Annotated in this window: 11 protein-coding genes and 1 tRNA gene; 8 read left to right on the plus strand and 4 right to left on the minus strand. The window is 60.9% G+C overall.

Annotated features, from left to right (window positions below):
• Positions 1-69 precede the first annotated feature (69 nt).
• Positions 70-1,488: a 3-isopropylmalate dehydratase large subunit gene (leuC, locus tag R3C19_10010; protein ID MEZ6060686.1), complete on the minus strand. Its 1,419-nt coding sequence runs from the start codon at positions 1,486-1,488 to the stop codon at positions 70-72.
• A gap of 588 nt (positions 1,489-2,076) precedes the next feature.
• On the opposite strand from leuC, the gene R3C19_10015 reads away from it, so the two are divergent.
• The 7 genes from R3C19_10015 (at position 2,077) to R3C19_10045 (ending at position 11,999) form a co-directional block, all read left to right on the plus strand.
• A complete protein-coding gene (locus tag R3C19_10015; GenBank protein ID MEZ6060687.1) occupies positions 2,077-2,973 on the plus strand; it encodes a DUF1559 domain-containing protein in 897 nt (298 codons plus the stop codon).
• Positions 2,974-3,150: 177 nt separating this feature from the next.
• Positions 3,151-3,723 (plus strand): HEAT repeat domain-containing protein, encoded by a 573-nt coding sequence (locus R3C19_10020; GenBank protein ID MEZ6060688.1) that lies wholly within the window; start codon positions 3,151-3,153, stop codon positions 3,721-3,723.
• A 139-nt stretch (positions 3,724-3,862) separates the two neighbouring features.
• Entirely contained in the window at positions 3,863-5,251 is a 1,389-nt protein-coding gene (locus tag R3C19_10025; GenBank protein ID MEZ6060689.1) for a hypothetical protein, read from the plus strand.
• Between the two features lie 49 nt (positions 5,252-5,300).
• The gene (locus R3C19_10030; GenBank protein MEZ6060690.1) at positions 5,301-6,605 is read left to right on the plus strand and encodes a glycosyltransferase; all 1,305 of its coding nucleotides are present in this window, start codon (positions 5,301-5,303) and stop codon (positions 6,603-6,605) included.
• Positions 6,605-7,831, plus strand: a complete 1,227-nt coding sequence (locus tag R3C19_10035) for a glycosyltransferase family 4 protein (protein MEZ6060691.1) — start codon at positions 6,605-6,607, stop codon at positions 7,829-7,831. The genes R3C19_10030 and R3C19_10035 overlap by 1 nt, the downstream gene beginning before the upstream one ends.
• Complete coding sequence (locus tag R3C19_10040; protein MEZ6060692.1) at positions 7,828-9,651, plus strand: ABC transporter ATP-binding protein; 1,824 nt, start codon at positions 7,828-7,830, stop codon at positions 9,649-9,651. The genes R3C19_10035 and R3C19_10040 overlap by 4 nt, the downstream gene beginning before the upstream one ends.
• Before the next feature lie 50 nt (positions 9,652-9,701).
• Positions 9,702-11,999, plus strand: a complete 2,298-nt coding sequence (locus R3C19_10045; protein MEZ6060693.1) for a phosphotransferase — start codon at positions 9,702-9,704, stop codon at positions 11,997-11,999.
• A gap of 32 nt (positions 12,000-12,031) precedes the next feature.
• Here R3C19_10045 and R3C19_10050 read toward each other — a convergent pair whose 3' ends face one another.
• From R3C19_10050 to R3C19_10060, 3 genes are all read right to left on the minus strand, one after another.
• Positions 12,032-13,543 (minus strand): hypothetical protein, encoded by a 1,512-nt coding sequence (locus tag R3C19_10050; GenBank protein ID MEZ6060694.1) that lies wholly within the window; start codon positions 13,541-13,543, stop codon positions 12,032-12,034.
• Between the two features lie 361 nt (positions 13,544-13,904).
• Complete coding sequence (locus R3C19_10055; protein MEZ6060695.1) at positions 13,905-15,659, minus strand: hypothetical protein; 1,755 nt, start codon at positions 15,657-15,659, stop codon at positions 13,905-13,907.
• A 176-nt stretch (positions 15,660-15,835) separates the two neighbouring features.
• Positions 15,836-17,578: a hypothetical protein gene (locus R3C19_10060; GenBank protein ID MEZ6060696.1), complete on the minus strand. Its 1,743-nt coding sequence runs from the start codon at positions 17,576-17,578 to the stop codon at positions 15,836-15,838.
• A 383-nt stretch (positions 17,579-17,961) separates the two neighbouring features.
• Between R3C19_10060 and R3C19_10065 the strand changes: the two genes are divergently transcribed.
• Positions 17,962-18,046: transfer RNA gene (locus tag R3C19_10065), tRNA-Leu, on the plus strand.
• The last annotated feature ends 193 nt before the right edge of the window (positions 18,047-18,239 follow it).

Genomic DNA, 18,239 nt, shown 5'->3' on the forward strand with positions numbered 1-18,239 from the left:
CAGAGGCAGTGATTGTCCAACTCCGTGATCTCCGTGCCTCCGTGGTTCAGTCCTGTCGTCAAGGGCTCGTCACGCCAGTGCTCCCGCCATTTCGCGAATGTCGGTGACTTCACCGTTGATCGCGGCGGCGGCGACCATGGCGGGGCTCATCAGCAGAGTTCTTCCGGTCGGGCTGCCCTGGCGGCCTTTGAAGTTGCGGTTGCTGCTGGAAGCACACACTTCGCGGCCCTGAAGTTTGTCGGGATTCATCGCCAGGCACATCGAACAGCCGGCTCCGCGCCATTCGAAGCCGGCCGCTTCGAAGATTTTGTCCAGACCTTCCTTCATGGCCTGTTCGCGAACAAGTTGCGAACCGGGGACAACGATGGCTTTCACATTCGGAGCGACCTTGTGGCCTTCCGCCACGCTAGCTGCCTCGCGCAGGTCGCTGATGCGACCGTTGGTGCAAGAACCAATGAACGCCACGTCGATCTTTGTGCCGCGGACCGGCTGGCCTTCTTCCAGCCCCATGAATTCCAGAGCTTCTTTGATCAGCGTGCGTTCGCCGGCTGCGACGTCGGCGAGGCGTGGCAGCGGCTGCGAAACTCCGACCGACTGAGCCGGCGTGATTCCCCACGTGACCGTCGGTTCGATCTCCGACGCATTGAAAAAAACTTCGTCGTCAAATTGAGCGTCTTCTCCGGATGCCAGGCTTAGCCACCACTTCGCGGCGCGGTCAAAATCTTCGCCCTGCGGAGCAAACGGGCGGCCTTGCAGATAGTCGACGGTCTTTTGGTCCGGATTGACGTAGCCGCAGCGGGCACCGCCTTCGATGCTCATGTTGCACACCGTCATGCGTTCTTCCATCGACATCGCGTCGAAGGTACTGCCCGCGTATTCGTAGGCATAGCCGACTCCGCCCTGCACGCCGAGTTGCTGGATGATGTGCAGGATCACGTCCTTCGCGAAGACACCCGGAGCCAGTTCGCCTTCAACGACGACGCGGCGGACTTTCGGCCGATCGAGAAACATTGTCTGAGTCGCCAGGACCTGAGCCACGTTGCTGGTACCGATACCGATCGCGATGCTGCCGAACGCGCCGTGAGTGCTGGTGTGACTGTCGCCGCAGACGATGGTCATGCCGGGCTGAGTCAGCCCCTGTTCCGGGCCGACCACATGCACGATTCCCTGCCGGTTGTCCTTCAGGTCCAGCAGAGTCACGCCGAATTCGGAACAGTTCTTCTCGATGGCCGACATCATCTGTTCGGCCAGCCTGTCCTGAAACGGCCGCGACTGATCGGCGGTCGGAACGATGTGATCGACCGTGGCAATCGTCCGCTTCGGATACGCCACCTTCAGGCCGCGGTCACGCAGAATTTCGAAGGCCTGCGGGCTGGTGACTTCGTGAATCAGGTGCAGTCCGATGAACAACTGCGTCTGCCCGTTCGGCAGATCGCGAACCGTGTGAAGATCCCAGACTTTGTTGAACAGATTGCGTTGGTCGGGCATCGGACTCGTCGGGTGAATTTGGTGAGATCACGGAAGGGCGGGGTCATGCAGGATGACACGAAACCCGCGGAAAAGTTCGGCAGTATAGGACGTTGCTCAGGCAATTGGAACGACGCTGAGCCGCCTCTTCAAATCCCATTGAGCACCATTCCGGCGGATCCTTACGGGCGTTCGCCAGCGAAAGAATTCGTGATCCAGACGGCTTTATACTGGCCGCGTCGGACGCCGATACTTTTCGCTCTTCTTACTCCCGCGAGCCCGAATGTCTCATTCTGCCCCGCTCGCGGTATAAGACGAGAATTCGGTGAATGTGGACGTGCTCGTCGTCTGCCAGCCGCCGGGCGATGATCGCCGAACTGCGGGCCTCGGTCTCCCCACGGTTTTTCAGTTCTGATTGCCGCACCGGTGCGAACGCGGCGTTGTAGGAGAATCCCCGTACGTTTTGCCGGATTCCCGATTTGCGAGGGTTTTCCTGGCGGACGCCATCACTTCGTTTCGCTCCCGTTGTCAGCCCCGAATGTGAAGAAATCTTCACAATTTCGGGGGGGATGTTCGATTCGTTTCGTTTTGGCCCCGGGGAGCCTGGTGATGTTGTCGCACCGGAAATTTCAGTCGTCGCAGATTCTGAAGTCGCAGCAGGAATCCTGCCGCAGTGGTTTCACGCTGATTGAACTGCTGGTCGTGATCGCCATCATCGCGATCCTGATATCGCTGTTGCTGCCCGCCGTCCAGCAGGCTCGCGAGGCGGCACGCCGGACTCAGTGCCGGAACAATCTGAAGCAGCTTGGGCTGGCGCTTCACAATCATCACGACACGCACGGATATTTTCCGACCGGTGGCTGGACGTGGAATCACGCTCCCACGTTTACCGGCGGCCGGCCGGAAATCGGTGAGCCGCAACATGCCGGCTGGGGATTTCAGGTGCTTCCGTATCTGGAAGCGGCCAATGTCTGGCAAAGCGATCCGGTCACTGCGGTTGCAACGCCGAACTCCGTTTTCTTCTGTCCTTCGCGTCGCGGTCCGCAGGTGTTTACGACGGATGATTTCTATGAACCGCCGATCAGCGGGACGACGATCCGGAATGCTCAGTGCGACTACGCCGCTGCAAATTCGGACGGGACCGGTTTCGTAAAACGATTTCAGCCGAACCGATTTCGAGACCTGATCGACGGCACGTCGCAGACTCTGGCGATCGGTGAAAAGCGCCTGAACCGAAGGTATCTCGGTCAGCGGCAGGACGACGACAACGAAGGCTACACCGTCGGCTGGAATGAAGACACGATCCGCCGCACCGACCGCCATCCCGCCCCGGACTACTCTGCGGAATTCGGCGACGGCGAGCGCTTGTTCGGTTCGTCGCACCCGGGCGGAGTCCAGTTCCTGCTGGCCGATGGTTCCGTGCGGTTGATCTCGTACTTCATCGACGAAGACACCTTCGAGGCTCTGGGCGACATCAACGACGGCGAAGTTGTCGGCGAGTACTGACGATTTCCTTCCCCTCGCCGACGCACGGTGCTTTCGCACCGTCAGCGTTCGTTCCTGACGGCAACGGCCTTCACCGATGATTTCCGGCCCGTGTGACCGGCGATTCAATGCCGCATCGCAACTGCGGGCACGATCAACTCATTACCGCTTGTTCGCGGATCTTCAGGCTCGACCACCATGAACACCAAACACCGCATCATCGCCGGCAGTTCGTCACTTGTGCTGCTGCTGGTCTTCGGCCTGTGGCTGACTTCGGAAAAGACGGAAGTGGATGTGCTGATCGACGACCTTTCCAGCACCGATTCTGAAACTCGATACAAGGCCGCCAAGCGGTTGTCCGAACTGGGGCCTCAGGCGGCACCCGCCGCGGACGCTTTGTCGGAAGTTCTGGTCAGCGATCCGGAATCGCGAGTCCGCTATCGCGCGGCGAAGGCCATTTCGAAGGTCGGTATCAGCGCCAGTGGAGTCACGACGGCTCTGGCGAATGCCCTGTCGGACACCGACGAGGAAATTCGCTACTACGCGGTCAAATCGCTGAGTCAGTTCGGACCGGAGGCGCGCGATGCGGTTCCCCAGCTTGCGGAAGCGCTGCAGGACGATAACCCAAAGGTCCGCTATTACGCCGCCAAAGCGCTGAAGAACATTGACAAGGACGCGGCTCCCGCCGTTCCCGCGCTGAAACTGGCATTAAATGATCCCGATGAAGGCGTGCGAAACGCGGTCGCTCGAGCGCTGGATGAAATTCAATAGGCAACTGCGGATAGCGGGACCGGCGCCGGCAAAAGCGCCGGAGATGACATCGCTTGTTTTGATCGTGCCGGTGCCGGTCCCACTCCTTCCGCAGCCTGAGATGGTGACGCGGTGACTCCAACACAGGACAGAACAGGACATGATCGCTTCAGCTCGCAAAACAAAGACTCGCAGGCGGATCAGCAGGATGGGCGATACCAACGGTAGAACTCGCGCGCCCAGGCAGCGGCCGCGAATTGTGTTGTACTCTCACGATACGATGGGAATCGGCCACATGCGCCGAAACCTGCTGGTGGCTCAGACGCTGACTCAGGCACCCGTCGACGGTCATGTGCTGATGCTTGCCGGAGCCAGCGAAGCCGGAGTCTTCGCGTCTCACGCAGGAATCGACTGCGTCACTCTGCCGGCTCTGCACAAGAATCCGGCCGGCAGCTATTCCGCGCGAAACCTGTGCTTTTCTCTGGCGGAAATCATCCGGCTTCGGCGTCAGACGATTCGTGCCGCCGTGAGCGCGTTCCAGCCGGACATCCTGATCGTCGACAAGGTGCCGCGCGGTGTGTTGAACGAACTGGATGACACACTCACCGATCTGAACCGAACCGGCCGCACGCGCTGCGTTCTGGGACTGCGGGACATCCTGGATACGCCATCGATCGTGCATCAGGAATTCGAATCCGGCGGCTATCGTCGGGCGATCACCAAACACTACGACCACGTCTGGATCTACGGTGACCGAAACGTGTTTGATCCGATTCGCGAATATGACCTGCACGACATCTCCGATCGCATCCGCTTCACGGGGTACCTGGACCAGAAGGCTCGATTGCTGGAATGGAAGCAATCCGGCACGAATGAAGAATCAGCGCTGCATGGTCCGGCATCGAATCGCAGTCACGGAACTTCCGGAACTCATTTGTTCGACGAATCGCAGCAGATGCCGGGTCATCCCGAAGTCGACTCGCCGAATGTTCGCGACACGCGGGACGAACTTGTGGCGTGCTTTGTCGGCGGGGGTCAGGACGGTTTTTCCGTGGCGGCCGCGTTTTGCCAGTCGCATTTTCCGGAAGGCGTTTCGGGCGTCATTCTGGCCGGGCCATGTATGCCGGACGCTGACCGCCGGACTCTTCGCCAACTGGCGGAATCCCGTCCGCGGCTGCAGTTCATTGATTCCATGATCGAAGCCGATCTGCTGATGAACCGCGCGGATCGCGTCGTCGCGATGGGTGGCTACAACACGGTCAGTTCCATTCTGTCGTTCAACAAACCCGCGCTGATTGTTCCTCGCGTCACGCCGCGGGAAGAGCAACTGATGCGAGCCGAGCGGCTGCGCGATCTGGGGCTGGTCCAGGTGCTGCATCCGTCGAACTTAAGTCCCGCCGCGATTTCCGACTGGCTGCGCAACCCGCCCGTCGACCGGCTTTCTTCGCGGTCCGTGCTGGATCTGGACGGCCTGCACCGGATCACCGATCTGGTCAATGAACTTGTGCATCCCGTGACGTCGCCGCGAGCGATGAGCGCCACGGAATGAACTTCCCGTTTCACGTTTCGCAGTTCTTGAGAAAGAGGATTCACCAGCCATGCCCGATCGTAATCTGCTGCAACCGGCGGGGCCAAAAATCGGCTATGTCGTGAAGCGCTATCCGCGGTTCTCCGAGACATTCATTGTCAACGAAATCCTCGCTCACGAAGCCGACGGACTCGACATCGAAATCTTTTCTCTGCGAGCACCCGTTGATACGCACTTTCAGGACCGGATCGCCCGCGTGAAAGCTCCCGTCACGTACCTGGACCGCGTGTCGCCGGATTCGTCGCCGGCGCTGGGAAATCTGAAAGCTCAGTTGTTGTGGCAGTCGCTGCAGAAAGCGGGCAGACAGCTTCCGAATTTCTGGACGAACCTTGCTGAAGCGCGGCAGGAATCGGCGGGAGACACCTGGCAGGCCGTTCGACTGGCGCTTCTGGTTCGCGAGCGAAACATCGATCACCTGCACGCTCACTTTGCGACGGCGGCCGCGACAGTGGCCCGGCTGGCTGCGAAGTTCGCCGGCATCACATTTTCATTCACCGCGCATGCCAAGGACATTTTTCACGAAGACGTCGGTGCCGATGACCTGTGCCGCAAGTTGAGCGACGCCAGTTCGGTCATCACCGTCAGCGATTTCAACGAAGCCTATCTGCGCGACCGGTTTCCCGACGAATCGCAGGCCGTGTGCCGGATCTACAACGGCCTGGATTTGCGAGACTTCGAATACGACGCTCCCGAAACGCGTTCGCCGCTGATCCTGGCGGTCGGGCGTCTGGTGGAAAAGAAGGGGTTTTGTGACCTGGTCTCGGCATGCGAAATCCTGACGCAGCGACGCGTGCCGTTTCACTGCCGCATCATCGGCGACGGCGACCTGCACGACGAACTGCAGTCGCAGATCCGGGCACTCGGTCTATTCGCCAGCGTGGAACTCGCCGGTCCGCGGCCGCAGCAGGACGTCATTCGGGCTCTGCGCGAATCGGCTGTGTTCGCCGCGCCGTGCATCATCGGCCAGGACGGAAACCGGGACGGTCTGCCAACCGTTCTGCTGGAAGCGATGGCGCTCGGAACACCCTGCGTTTCGACCGATGTCACCGGCATACCGGAAGTGATTCAACACGGTGAAACGGGGCTGATGGTTCCTCAGCACGATCCGACATCGCTCGCGGACGCGCTGCAGAAACTGATCGAATCGGCCGATCTTCGCGTGCGTCTGGCAAGGAATGCCCGCCAGCAGATCGAAGACAACTTCGACGTCCACCGCAACTCGGCGGCGATTCGCGAACTGTTTTGTTCGGCCGTCGCCAGCGACCGGCTCGCTGAGAAAACAGCCAACGCCGGCGTTTTGCAGGAGGCCCTCTGATGCGGATCGCTTACGTCTGTGCCGATCGCGGTGTGCCCGTGTTCGGAAAAAAAGGCTGTTCCATCCACGTGCAGGAGGTCCTGCGAGCCATGCTGAAACGCGGCTGGACCGTGGATCTGTACGCGTCACGTCCGGGAGGCGAACCGGCTGATGATCTGCGCGATGCCAGCGTTCACCGGCTTCCTCAGTTCGTGCCCGGCGAATCGCAGGGCGATGCGGCCAGAGATCTGGTGTTCGACGCGAATCGCTGCCTGCATGCGACGCTGCAGGAAAACGGTCCGTACGATCTGATTTACGAACGTTATTCGCTGTGGAGCTTCGCCGCACAGGAATACGCGGCCGACAACGAAATCCCGTCCGTTTTGGAAGTCAACGCACCTCTGATCGAAGAACAGTCTCGCTATCGAACGCTGACGGAACCGCAGTTGGCGGAAGAACTCACGACGCGCGCGTTCGCGTCGTCGCGTTCGCTGGTGGCGGTGTCGGAGGAAGTTGCCGACTACCTGCGAAAACGCCCGGAGACGTCACGCCGCGTGCATGTGGTTTCCAACGGCGTCAGCGCGGAACGCTTCTGCAGAACCGAAGACCGCGTGACGCGCCGTTCCGACTTCGGGTCGACGTGTCATTTCCGCGCCGACCATCCGTTCACGATCGCATTCGTCGGTTCGCTGAAGCCGTGGCATGGTGTGGAGACTCTGATCGATGCGTTCGCCCGGGTCAGCCGGACGTATCCCGACGTTCGCCTGCGAATCGTGGGTGACGGACCGGAACGGCAGTCTCTGCAAAACCGTGTTCACCGAACAATGCCGTCCCGCGTGGATATGGTCGAATTCTGCGGAGCCGTTGATCACGATCGCGTGCCTGGAATTCTTGCTCACGTGGATGTTGCCGTCGCACCGTATCCGGACCTGGACGGCTTCTATTTTTCGCCACTGAAAATCTACGAATACATGGCCGCCGGATGCGCGGTGGTCGCCAGCCGAGTCGGTGCTCCCGCGCGGATCATCACCAGCGGAAAGAACGGTCTGCTGTGCGTTCCGGAAGACTGTGCCGACCTGGCCGACAAGCTGCGGACGCTGTACAGCAATCCGGATTTGTGTCGCGAACTGGGTGACGCTGCCCGGTCCATGATTCTTCGTCAGCACACGTGGGATCATGTGTTGCAGGCAATTCTGGCGACCGTCGATGCGGCAGGCGAACCGATGCTCGCGGAGGTCCTGCGATGAGCCGGCCGAAATCTGTTTTCGACAGTCTGCCGCGTTCCTGGCGGATTTTCCGTTACCTCGCTCCGCGAATGCGCGGCGAATGGAAGGCGATCGCGGCGGGCCTGGCGGCACTGTTTACCGGCGTCGCGTTTCGTATCTTCGAACCCTGGCCGCTGAAGTATGTGCTGGACCGCATCGTCGCTCAGCAGCTTCCGGGACAGCTCGCGCCGGAATCCGGCGACACGCTGACACTGCTGACGATTGCCGCGTTCGCGATCGTCCTGATCACCGCCGCTCGCGCCTTTTTCGAATATCGCCAGACCATTGGATTCGCGCTGGTCGGCAACCGAATCATCACTCAGCTTCGGTCCGACCTGTTCGGACACATGCAGAATCTGTCGCTCGATTTTCACAATTCGTCTCGCAAGGGAGACCTGACGATTCGCGTGATCAGCGACGTCAACATGCTGAAGGAAGTTGTGATTTCGGCACTGTTGCCGCTGGCTTCCAGCCTGCTGATTCTGCTGGGCATGGCGTCTGTGATGTTGTGGATGCACTGGAAGCTGGCCCTGATCGCCATCGGCACGTTTCCGGTGTTCTGGCTGTTTGCGGCCAGGTCGGGACGAAAAATCCACGACGCCTCACGCCGCCAGCGCCGGCGAGAAGGCGCGCTGGCGGCGACGGCGTCGGAATCCATGTCCGCTCAGCAGGCCGTGCAGTCGCTGTCGCTGCAGAACGTCTTTCACACGGCCTTCGCCAGTCAGAATAACAAGAGCCAGAAGGAAGGTGTCCGCACCAGCCGACTGACCGCCGGACTGGAACGAACGGTGGACGTCATGATCGCCACCGCATCCGCCGCCGTACTTTGGCAGGGCGGCCGCTACGCTCTTTCCGGCGAACTGAGCCCCGGAGAACTGGTCGTGTTTCTGACGTACCTGAAACGCGGATTCAAACCGCTGCAGGACTTTGCGAAATACACCGGACGCTTGTCAAAAGCCACCGCCGCCGGCGAACGCGTGATCGAACTGCTGGATACGGAACCGAGCGTCTGTGACTATCCGGACGCCGTTCAGGCTCCCGCCGTTCAGGGGCACGTGCAACTTGAAAACGTCAGCTTCGGCTACGACACGGAATCCGTTGTGCTGCGTCGTTTGAATCTGGATATCCCGCCCGGACATCACGTGGCTCTGGTCGGGCCATCGGGGATCGGCAAGTCCACCGTGCTGAGTCTGCTGATGCGGCTGTACGATCCGAAGGCCGGGCGAGTCCTGATCGACGGGGCGGACATTCGGTCATGGACACTGCAGTCGCTGCGGTCGCAAATCAGTATCGTGCTGCAGGACAACATGCTGTTCGCCGCCTCGATTCGCGACAACATCCGCTACGCCAATCCCGCCGCTACCGACGATGATGTCGAAGCCGCCGCCCGCATCGCGTCAGCTCACGACTTTATTCAGCAGCTTCCTGACGGCTACGACACTCAACTGGGTGAACGCGGCGTCAACCTGTCGCACGGCCAGCGTCAGAGAATCGCCATCGCCCGCGCGGCCATTCGTCGGTCGCCGATTCTGCTGCTGGACGAACCCACGACCGGACTGGACGAACACAACGAACAGGCCGTCATCGAATCGCTGCTGCGAGTCCGCGCCGGGCGCACCACGTTCACGGTGACTCACAACCTGCGATTCGCGTCAAAGGCGGATCTGGTCGTGTTTCTGTCCGACGGACAAATCTCCGAATGCGGCACACACGCGGAACTGCTGCACAGCAACGGTCAATACGCTCGCATGTTCCGACGACAGGTGGCCGTCCATTCGTCAGATCCCGTCGTCGCGACGTAGACCGCCTGCCGTCGAGACTTTTGCAGACACACTTCTGCGGACACACTTCCATGCTCTCAGCGGATGAAATCGATCTGGTCCGTCGCGACCCCCGTCTTCCCGGACTGGCCACCGTTCTGGACGAAGCTGCGTTTCGACGGTCGCTCAGCGAAACAACCGGCCGCGGATTCGACTTCGCCCGAATTCAATACGTGCGCTACAAACCCGCACGCCGCTGCCTGGTGCAGTATGAAATCGGGACCGGCGGTGATCGGTTTGATGTCGTCGCATCGGCACTCAGTGACGACGGCTGGGCCAAACATCTGCAGACCGGCGACACGGCCGTCGGTTCACTGCCATTGCCGACCGGCATTCCGTCGTCGCAGGTGGCGCTGTCTGCGTTTCCCGTTGACCGACGGTTGCGGTGCCTGGCATTGCTGCTGGACGCCGAGCGGCGCGGGAAGGTTTTGAAGCGACTCTTTTCCGGCCGGCCGGAATGGTGGAACGCGGAACTCGTGCCGATTGCCTGGCGGCCGTCGCGGCGGTTCGTGTTGCGAGGTGATGTTGGCGGCCGACCCGCGTTTGCTCTCAAGGGATACTGCCGCACCACGTTTGAACGAGCACTGGCGGCGACCGAAGCCACCGTCGCGCCGGATGGAGTTCGCGTGCCCGATTGTGTCGGTTGCTTTCGTCGCCACCGGCTGCTGGCGTTCGAGTGGCTGCCCGGACAACTGCTGGCCGATGCGATCGTTCACACGGAAGCACTCAGCGCGGAACTGCAAAACGTCGGAGCCGCACTGGCGCGGTTCCATGCACACGAAACCTCACAGCGGTCGATTCCGCGAACGGAAACCACGCCGCAGAACCTTCGGCAGCTTTGCGACGACATCACCCATCTTTGTCCGGCCATAGGGTCGCGAGTCACCCGGCTGACGGAATCGCTGATCGTCGGCGTTGAATCCGAACACGGAACACCGACCACCATCCACGGTGACTTCTACGCGAAGCAGGTACTGCTGAACGACGGTGTCGCGTCGTTTATTGATTTCGATGAAACCCACCACGGTTCTCGCTGGACCGACGTCGGAAATTTCATCGCCAAGCTGGTGTGGTCCGAAATTCGTGATGAGCTGCCGCGATCTTACGTCGCAGACTGCCGGCAGAGTTTTCTGAACGGCTATGTTCGCAGGGCCGGCTGCGGCGGCGACGCGGCAGTTCGAACCTATACGGCGATCGGACTGCTGCGCTGCGTACCGCATCCGTTCCGCCGCGGCTTTCCGAACTGGGCGCAGATGATGGAAACGCTCATCACGCGAGCCGAAGACGAACAGCGCGGCTCGCCACCCTGCGTCGCGAATCGATCGAAAAGCTCCGCCACGCGTATCGTCGACGACCGTATGCCGATGCTGGAAGGAGCACTCGATCCGATGGCAATGACGGCGGAACTTTCGTCAACCGGCATTCTGTCCGCTGACGAAACCGTTGCCGCCGCGCGGATGATCAAACACAAACCGGGACGCCGCTGCCTGATCGCCTACGATCTGACAGCGCCGCACGGCGGACCACGACGCACAATTCTTGGCAAGATCCGGGCAAAAGGACTGGATTTTCACAGTCACGAAATTCAGCAGCGCCTGTGGCGAAGCGGTTTTTCTGACGACTGCCAGGACCGCATCAGCGTGGCTCGTCCGATCGGCTTGATGCCGAAACTTGATATGTGGTTTCAGGAATTCGTGCCCGGCGATTCGTTCACCGAAGTGATGACGCGGCCGGACGCGCTGCCACTTGCCGAACGAATCGTCCGGGCCATTCGAAAACTTCAGAACGCCGACGTCATCACCCATCGCAGCCACACGATGGCTGACGAACTTTCGATTCTGACGACCCGTTTGAACGACGCAGCCGAGCGGCATCCGGAATTCGCGGAACGCATCCATCTGGTGGCCGACGATTGCCGGGTTCTCGCCGAGCAGTTGCCCGATCAGCCGGCGGTGACCTGCCATCGCGACTTTTTTCCGGATCAGGTGCTTGTCGACGGAGACCGTTTGTGGCTGCTGGATTTCGACCTCTGCTGCAGTGGTCCGCCGGCGCTCGATGCGGCCAACTTCATCGCTCACGTGTTGGAACAGTCGCTGCGACAGCCGCAGCATCGCCGGGTGCTGAGCCGATTTGCCGGTGCGATGGAGTCAGCATGGACCGCCACGGGAGGCGACCCGGGGGCTCTGAAAATCCTGACGACGATTTCTCTGGCGCGGCACATTCAGATCAGCACGCAATTCCCGGATCGCCGCGATTTTACGGTACAGATCCTGCGCGCCGTCGAATCCAGACGGTCCGGGCTTCGTTCACTACAGACCAGCCACCGGTAACGCCGAGCGTGAGTTCGCCAGCGCGGCATTCGTCAGCCAAGCGCCGCGCGAATTCGTTCGTTCAGTCCGTTATCGTTGTCGCCGCTGCCCTTCAGCATGTATGCGCTGGACGCCAGGAATTCATTTCGAAACGCGGGCGACACTTTGTAGAAGTCCTCCAGCGCGGCCGAACTGAATTTGTAGTCGTGAGAATCGTTGCCCTTCAGATAGATCAGCCGCCGCGCCGCGTTCATCAGCGGCTGAACATCCTGGCCGCCGCTGAGATACGTCATCACGCCGCTGGCCGCCCGGAAGCGATCACTGCCGACATTGGAAAAAATCTCTTCCACAGCACCATCTGATTCAGCAGCCGAGCCGGACCGCAGAGCATCAATCGTCACGTCGCTGACTTCACCCCGGCCGGGCAGCGCGTCTCGGAACAGCGTCAGGAACGCCGCGTTCTGCAGCAACAGCATGCGGCGAGTCTGCTCGATGCCGCTGGTGTCGAACAGATACCGAATGGCGTTGGTCGTTGTCACCGCGTGCAGAGCCACAATTCCCGGCTGCTTCATCAGCAGTTCGCCGGCCGCAACATGCAGCGCGTCGAAAATCGACTGCGGAGAAACTTCGGCGTTCAACAGTGCGACGACTTCCTTCGCGGCATCGGCAGACGTCGCGGACCGAAGTGTCTGCAGCAGAGATCGCGCTGCGTCGTCGTCGATGCGCCCCTTCTGCCAGCCGCCGCGAATCTGTGACGCCTGTTCCAGGTTGACTCGCCACGGCCGGTCCGCGTCCAGATCGCTGTGAGCCGGATTCGGTTCGCCGTTGTGGTTCAGCATCGCATACGCCAGCGACCGCAGCACCGGTTCCGCGTGATGCCATCCGATCGTCTGCAGCGTGCGCCAGGCATTGGCCAGAAAGATGGCCTTGTGACCAATGCTGCGAAAATCTCGCGCGGCATATTTTGCGAACGATTCAAGAACTTCGTGAGCACCCACAAACCGGCACAGTCCCGCGGCGGCGGCATCGGCTTTGCCTTCGTCCCACGTCTGCATCGCTTCATCGAAGAAACCCAAAGCATGCTCAGGATTCGGCACGGCTGATTCGTCGACGGCAGACATCGTCCAGTTGCCTTCCTGAACGTCGCGAGCCTGCGAGCTTTTGAATTCGTCCAGAGCCCAGAAAATCGGCAGCCAGCGGTCTTCGTCGGGCGACGACAGGCTGGCCAGGTGAGCGGAATTGACCACCAGAACCGCATGGAACTTAAAACCCACCGACGGCCGCGGTTCAACGTTGCGAACTCCCGCCAGCAGCAGCGCCGCCAGAAGTTCCGGATACCGCAGACCGCTGCCGACACGCTGACCGATTTCTTCCAGCAGCTTTTGACGCGGCGTGTCTTCAATCAGCCGGACCAGAGGTTCAATTTCCGGGCGCAGCCGCACGACGTCCGGTTCCAGCACCGTCGCCGCTCGCCCGATCGGCGTCAGCGTCGGCAGCAGTGTGGCACCCGTGAGCAATCCGGCTGAAGTCGACAAAAACGAGCGTCGTGTTCGGAAGGATGCCATGATTCGTTCTCCTGTTGCGGATACCGGAAAGGAAACCTCATTCCATCCTACCCGCTGAAGATTCGAATTTCTTCTCACCTCGCGACAAGGCGTTGCGCCGAACGCTCGCGCGACGGAATGTTGATGCGCAGCAGAAGTTTGTTTCCGTCCGTTCCGCCACTCCGACACAAGCAGCTTAGTAGTTTCTCACGGCTCCGCCGCGCAACATCTTCGAAGATGTGGCACCTCGGTCGTTCACTTCCGTTCAAAGGTCAGGTCAACCGCTCGGAGGTCAAGGCAGGCGTCACGTCGATCATGCATTGCTGCGACATTCGCCTGCGAAGCACGCAGCAGCCCGCGACTCCGGCGTGACGTATGCTGCTTACCTGACAGTGACGGCAGTTCGAAAAGCCAGCCGGGTGCGGGGCGCCTTCGGAATCGCCGGCCACGGGACACTGCCGACCTGCGGCTCATCGCCCGTGTGGCGGAAAGCGGGAGCCAGATACTTCGGCGAAGTGGCGTCATCGAAGACCGAACGGCGGCCCCACAGTTCCGCCAGACTGTCCTGGTACAACAGGCACCAGTCGTCGGTGACGGTCCGCATCACGTCCGCGGCGGCTCGGCGTCCGCGTTCGATCAGCACCAGATCCGGCGACTTGTATTCCAGAGCCTTCGTGGCGTCGAAGGGTCCTGAATCCGCGCTGCGGAATCGCTTGTCGGACGGCACGTCCCCCAGCAGAAAGTCAAAGTACATGTCGATGATCGATTGCGGATAACACGTGCGAAACCGTCCGTCGAACGCGATTCGCGAATCGGGGCTGGTTTCGGAAAACACGGCCAGCACGTACTGAGCCCAGTTGAACGTCACCAGCACTTTGCCGCCCAGCCGATGCTGATGCATGTACTGCATCGCCGCGACGGGATAGTAGCCGCGATCAACGTTCAGCGTCGCCTGCCGCGGGAACTGAGCAGCGCTGAGTCCGGCGATGGCAATCACCGCAACCACAAGCCCCGCCAGTCCGGGCTGCTTTCGCGCAGGACGCGAACTCGGCGACCGCGCGGCCGTTCGTTCGGCAAACCACGCAAACGCCTGCTTCACAAGCGATTCAATATGCGGCGCCAGCAGGTATGCGGCGATCAGCGCGACAAACGGAAGGTGACGATGATGCTTCATCGCCTGCCACGTGAGCAGACCCATCACAATCAGCCCCGGCCAGCGGCGAGTTTGATCCGTCTTTTTCAGACACAGAAATGTTCCCGCCGCCAGTCCCAGAAACGGCAGCCCGTCGACGGAAAACAGCGGCAGCGGAGCCCATTCGCAGATTTCCGGACGCGGCCTTCCCAGCGACGACAGCATCCACGTATGCAGTTCCAGTCCATAGGGATTGATCAGACACGCGCCGGCAGTCACCGCAATCAGCAGCGCGTGATGACGAATCGTCGGCCACAGCCGAGCGTCCCTTCGCAGCAGCAGTTCGATTCCGTCCAGTCCCAGCCACGCGGTCAGAATGGCCATTCCCGCCAGGTAGCCGCCGTGAGCGTTCGTCCAGAAACACATCAACACGGGCAGCAGCCACAGCCACCACTTCGGACGATCGTCGCCGCGTTCAGTGACGGCTCCCGGAAGCCCGGTCGTCAGAATCGCCAGCAGCGCGGCCGCGCAGGCGTAGCTGAACATGTGAGGCCGCACCAGCCAGTGAAACGACACGTTGAACGACACCAGAGTCACAATCACAAGGCACGTCAGCAACCCCGCTCCCTGACGGCGAGCCGCCCAGACCGGCAGTCCCAGCAGCAGCAGCGTCAGCAGCGACTTCAGCAGCAACAGTCCGGTCTGACCCGCGAAGTTGTCGGACGCCGCCATCACCAGTTCGGCGATGTTTTCGTGATTGACCCACCGATAATCGTCGACCGCATAGGACCACGTCGTGGTGCCGTGAAGATGGCCGTCGCGAATCACTTCGTTGCCGTACGTCACGTGCCCCCACAGATCCGGGTCGGCGTTGCTGACGGACATCACCAGCAGTCCGAACAGCAAGAACGCACACAGCCAGGCGATGCTGGTCCATCGTGCGATACGCGAACGTGGTGCCGCCGCCGGAACAGGCTGCGGCTCGGTCATAGACAACGCGGTCATGGCAGCGAACGTCTGCAGGGGTTGTGACGATTGTGAGCCTTTCAGCGACGCGCCGCAAAACGGCAACGTCGATCAAACTTAGCTCAGCTTTCGCCATCGCGCCGCCCGCGACCGACAGTTTTCGCTCGGGTCACGTCGCTGGCACGTCGCGTCTCGCCCGTCGCGCCGCGGACACCTCAGCGCGCGGCACCGGTCGAGTCCTTCAAACGCACGCCAAGATCCACGGCCAGCCGATCGCTGGTCGTGGACAGCTTCAACGACGCGTCTTCAAAAACGCCCACAAACTCCAGCAGCAGGTTAATCGCGGCCTCCGCTTCGTCACGGCTATGGCCCTCTTCCAGCATGTTCTGAGAAATCAATTGCTCGCGGTTCTCGTTCAGCACGGATTTCAGGATGTCGGCCTGCAACCCGACGGCTGTGTTCTCGGCCCTCAGAGGCACCCGCGGCGCCGGCGCAGAAGTCAGTTCCCGCGCCAGACTTGCCGAACTGGACACGACGAATCGCTCTCCCGCAAACCCCACGGACGGCGAGAAGTTGAAGATGATCGCGGCCTGAGTCGACTGCGCGTCATCCGGTTCCGGGACATACGTCGACGTGATCAGTTCGGCACCGTTGTCCAGCCGGTCCATCTCCATTTCCAGTTGCGGACGACCTTCCATCGCGCCGATCACGTTGAAGAATCCCACCATACTCTGAAATGTCCGGCGCAGTTCGCGCGACATCGACTCCGGCTCCTTCAGACCCAGCACCAGAGCGAACGACGGCAGGCGAATCGCCGGCCGGGGAAGCGTGTTTCCGAAATCCTGCTTCGTCGCGATGAAGCCGATTTCCGGAGTCAGCGACCCCAGAATGTCCTCACCGAAATCCTTGCCCGCGAACAGAGTCGTCAGGTTGGCATCGGCCTCCGCGAACCCGTCGATGATCTGTTCGTTGAACAGGTCTCCGGCGCGCAGCCACATCTCCGAAACGTCGCGATACGTGCTGAGCGTAAACAGTGTGTCCTTCGCTTCAGGCAGATTCGGCGCGCGACCACTGCCGTTCGGACCGAAGTAATACTCACGCTCTTCGGGAATCCAGTCGTTCCGGTACGGCATGCCGGCGGAAAGATTCAGCCCGGCATGGTTCGCGGTCAGTTCTGCCGTGGCAAACGGAGTCTGCTGAAGAGCACTCATGATCCCGCCCACCAGCAGCTCTCCCCCGGGATTCTCCGCGTCTCCGGCAAACAGCTTGCCGGCAACGCCCGCGTTCCTGACGGCCGCCAGATTGGCAAACGCCCATGCGGTCAGGTTTTCGCCCCGCCCCAGTCGCGCCGCCTGAAACTGCTCGTCGTCGTTCAGAGATTCCCCGTCGCCGTCAAGAATTCGGTCCAGAACGGACTTGCCCAGATCCGACTTGTTCGTGACGACCAGCCAGTCTTCGGCAACGGCAAGTTTCGTCTCATTCAATTCGTACGCGCTGATGCCGCGATAATCACCCTGCCGAACGGCGTCCGAATCTCTGCCAAGCGTCAGCAATTGCAGCAGCTTCGACCGCAGCAGTTCCATCGAATCCGCGTCCCGGCCGCGAACCAGCAGTGCTACGCCCTGAGTCTTCGCGTCGATTCCCAGGTAGATGCCCTTCGCCGTCAATGTTTCCAGAGCCTGCCGCCATTCCATGTCCAGTTGAATCTCGACAAACTTTCGTCCCGTCAGAAAGTTCCGGTACGGCTGCGACTGAATCGCCTGCCGGTAAGGTTCCAGAGCCTCAATGCGTTCCCGCAGCGGATGGTCGAAGATCGTGGAAATCAGCTCCGGCGGATTCGGCACCTCGGCATAAATCACCGTGGAGTTCGGACACAGCTGCGCCGCCGATTGCCGATCCTCGGCCATCGACACGGAAACCAGCAGGCACATCGCAACAGCGGATCGAAACACGTTCATCACACACCACCTTCTCTGATCAAGTGGACGCAGTCTCGGCATCGCAGGCCCGCGATGCTCATTCGCGGCAACCCCTCAGATCCTGGACGAATTTCCGGCGGACGACAAATTCCAGCCGAAGAAATGCGGTTCACGCCGGAAACGCCACGTCGTCGTCGGAATGAAGTTCAGTCTGTGCAGACCGCCACACCGTCCGCCGATTCCGCGAGCCAACGTCCAGGCAGGTACCGACGGCCGAAGATGGCCCCGCGACACCGTCATTTCCCCGATCACGCAGAAATTCGAACCTGCGCGTTGTCAGGGTTGTCTGATACGATTAGCATTCGCCGCCCCGGGAAGTCAGCCTTCCCGGAACGCCACGAAGCCCAACGGCTTCCCCATCAGCCCTGGTGGCGGAATTGGCAGACGCGCATGATTCAGGTTCATGTGTCCGTAACGGACGTGGAGGTTCGACTCCTCTCCAGGGCATCGGTTGCTTGGGCACCCGCACGAAAAGAAGCGTAAGGCCGCGAAAAACACTGCCGTTTTTCGCGGCCTTCGTTCTTTTCGGGTTCCTGAGGATACCGAAGGATTCAAGCCGTTCTGCACCACCTTGCAGGGCAGAAAACAATTCTCACCCGGGGTCGCCGGTCGGAGCGGGTTCCGCGATTGTCTCGCCTGG

This window comes from Planctomycetaceae bacterium, from assembly GCA_041398785.1.
GTDB lineage: Bacteria > Planctomycetota > Planctomycetia > Planctomycetales > Planctomycetaceae > JAWKUA01.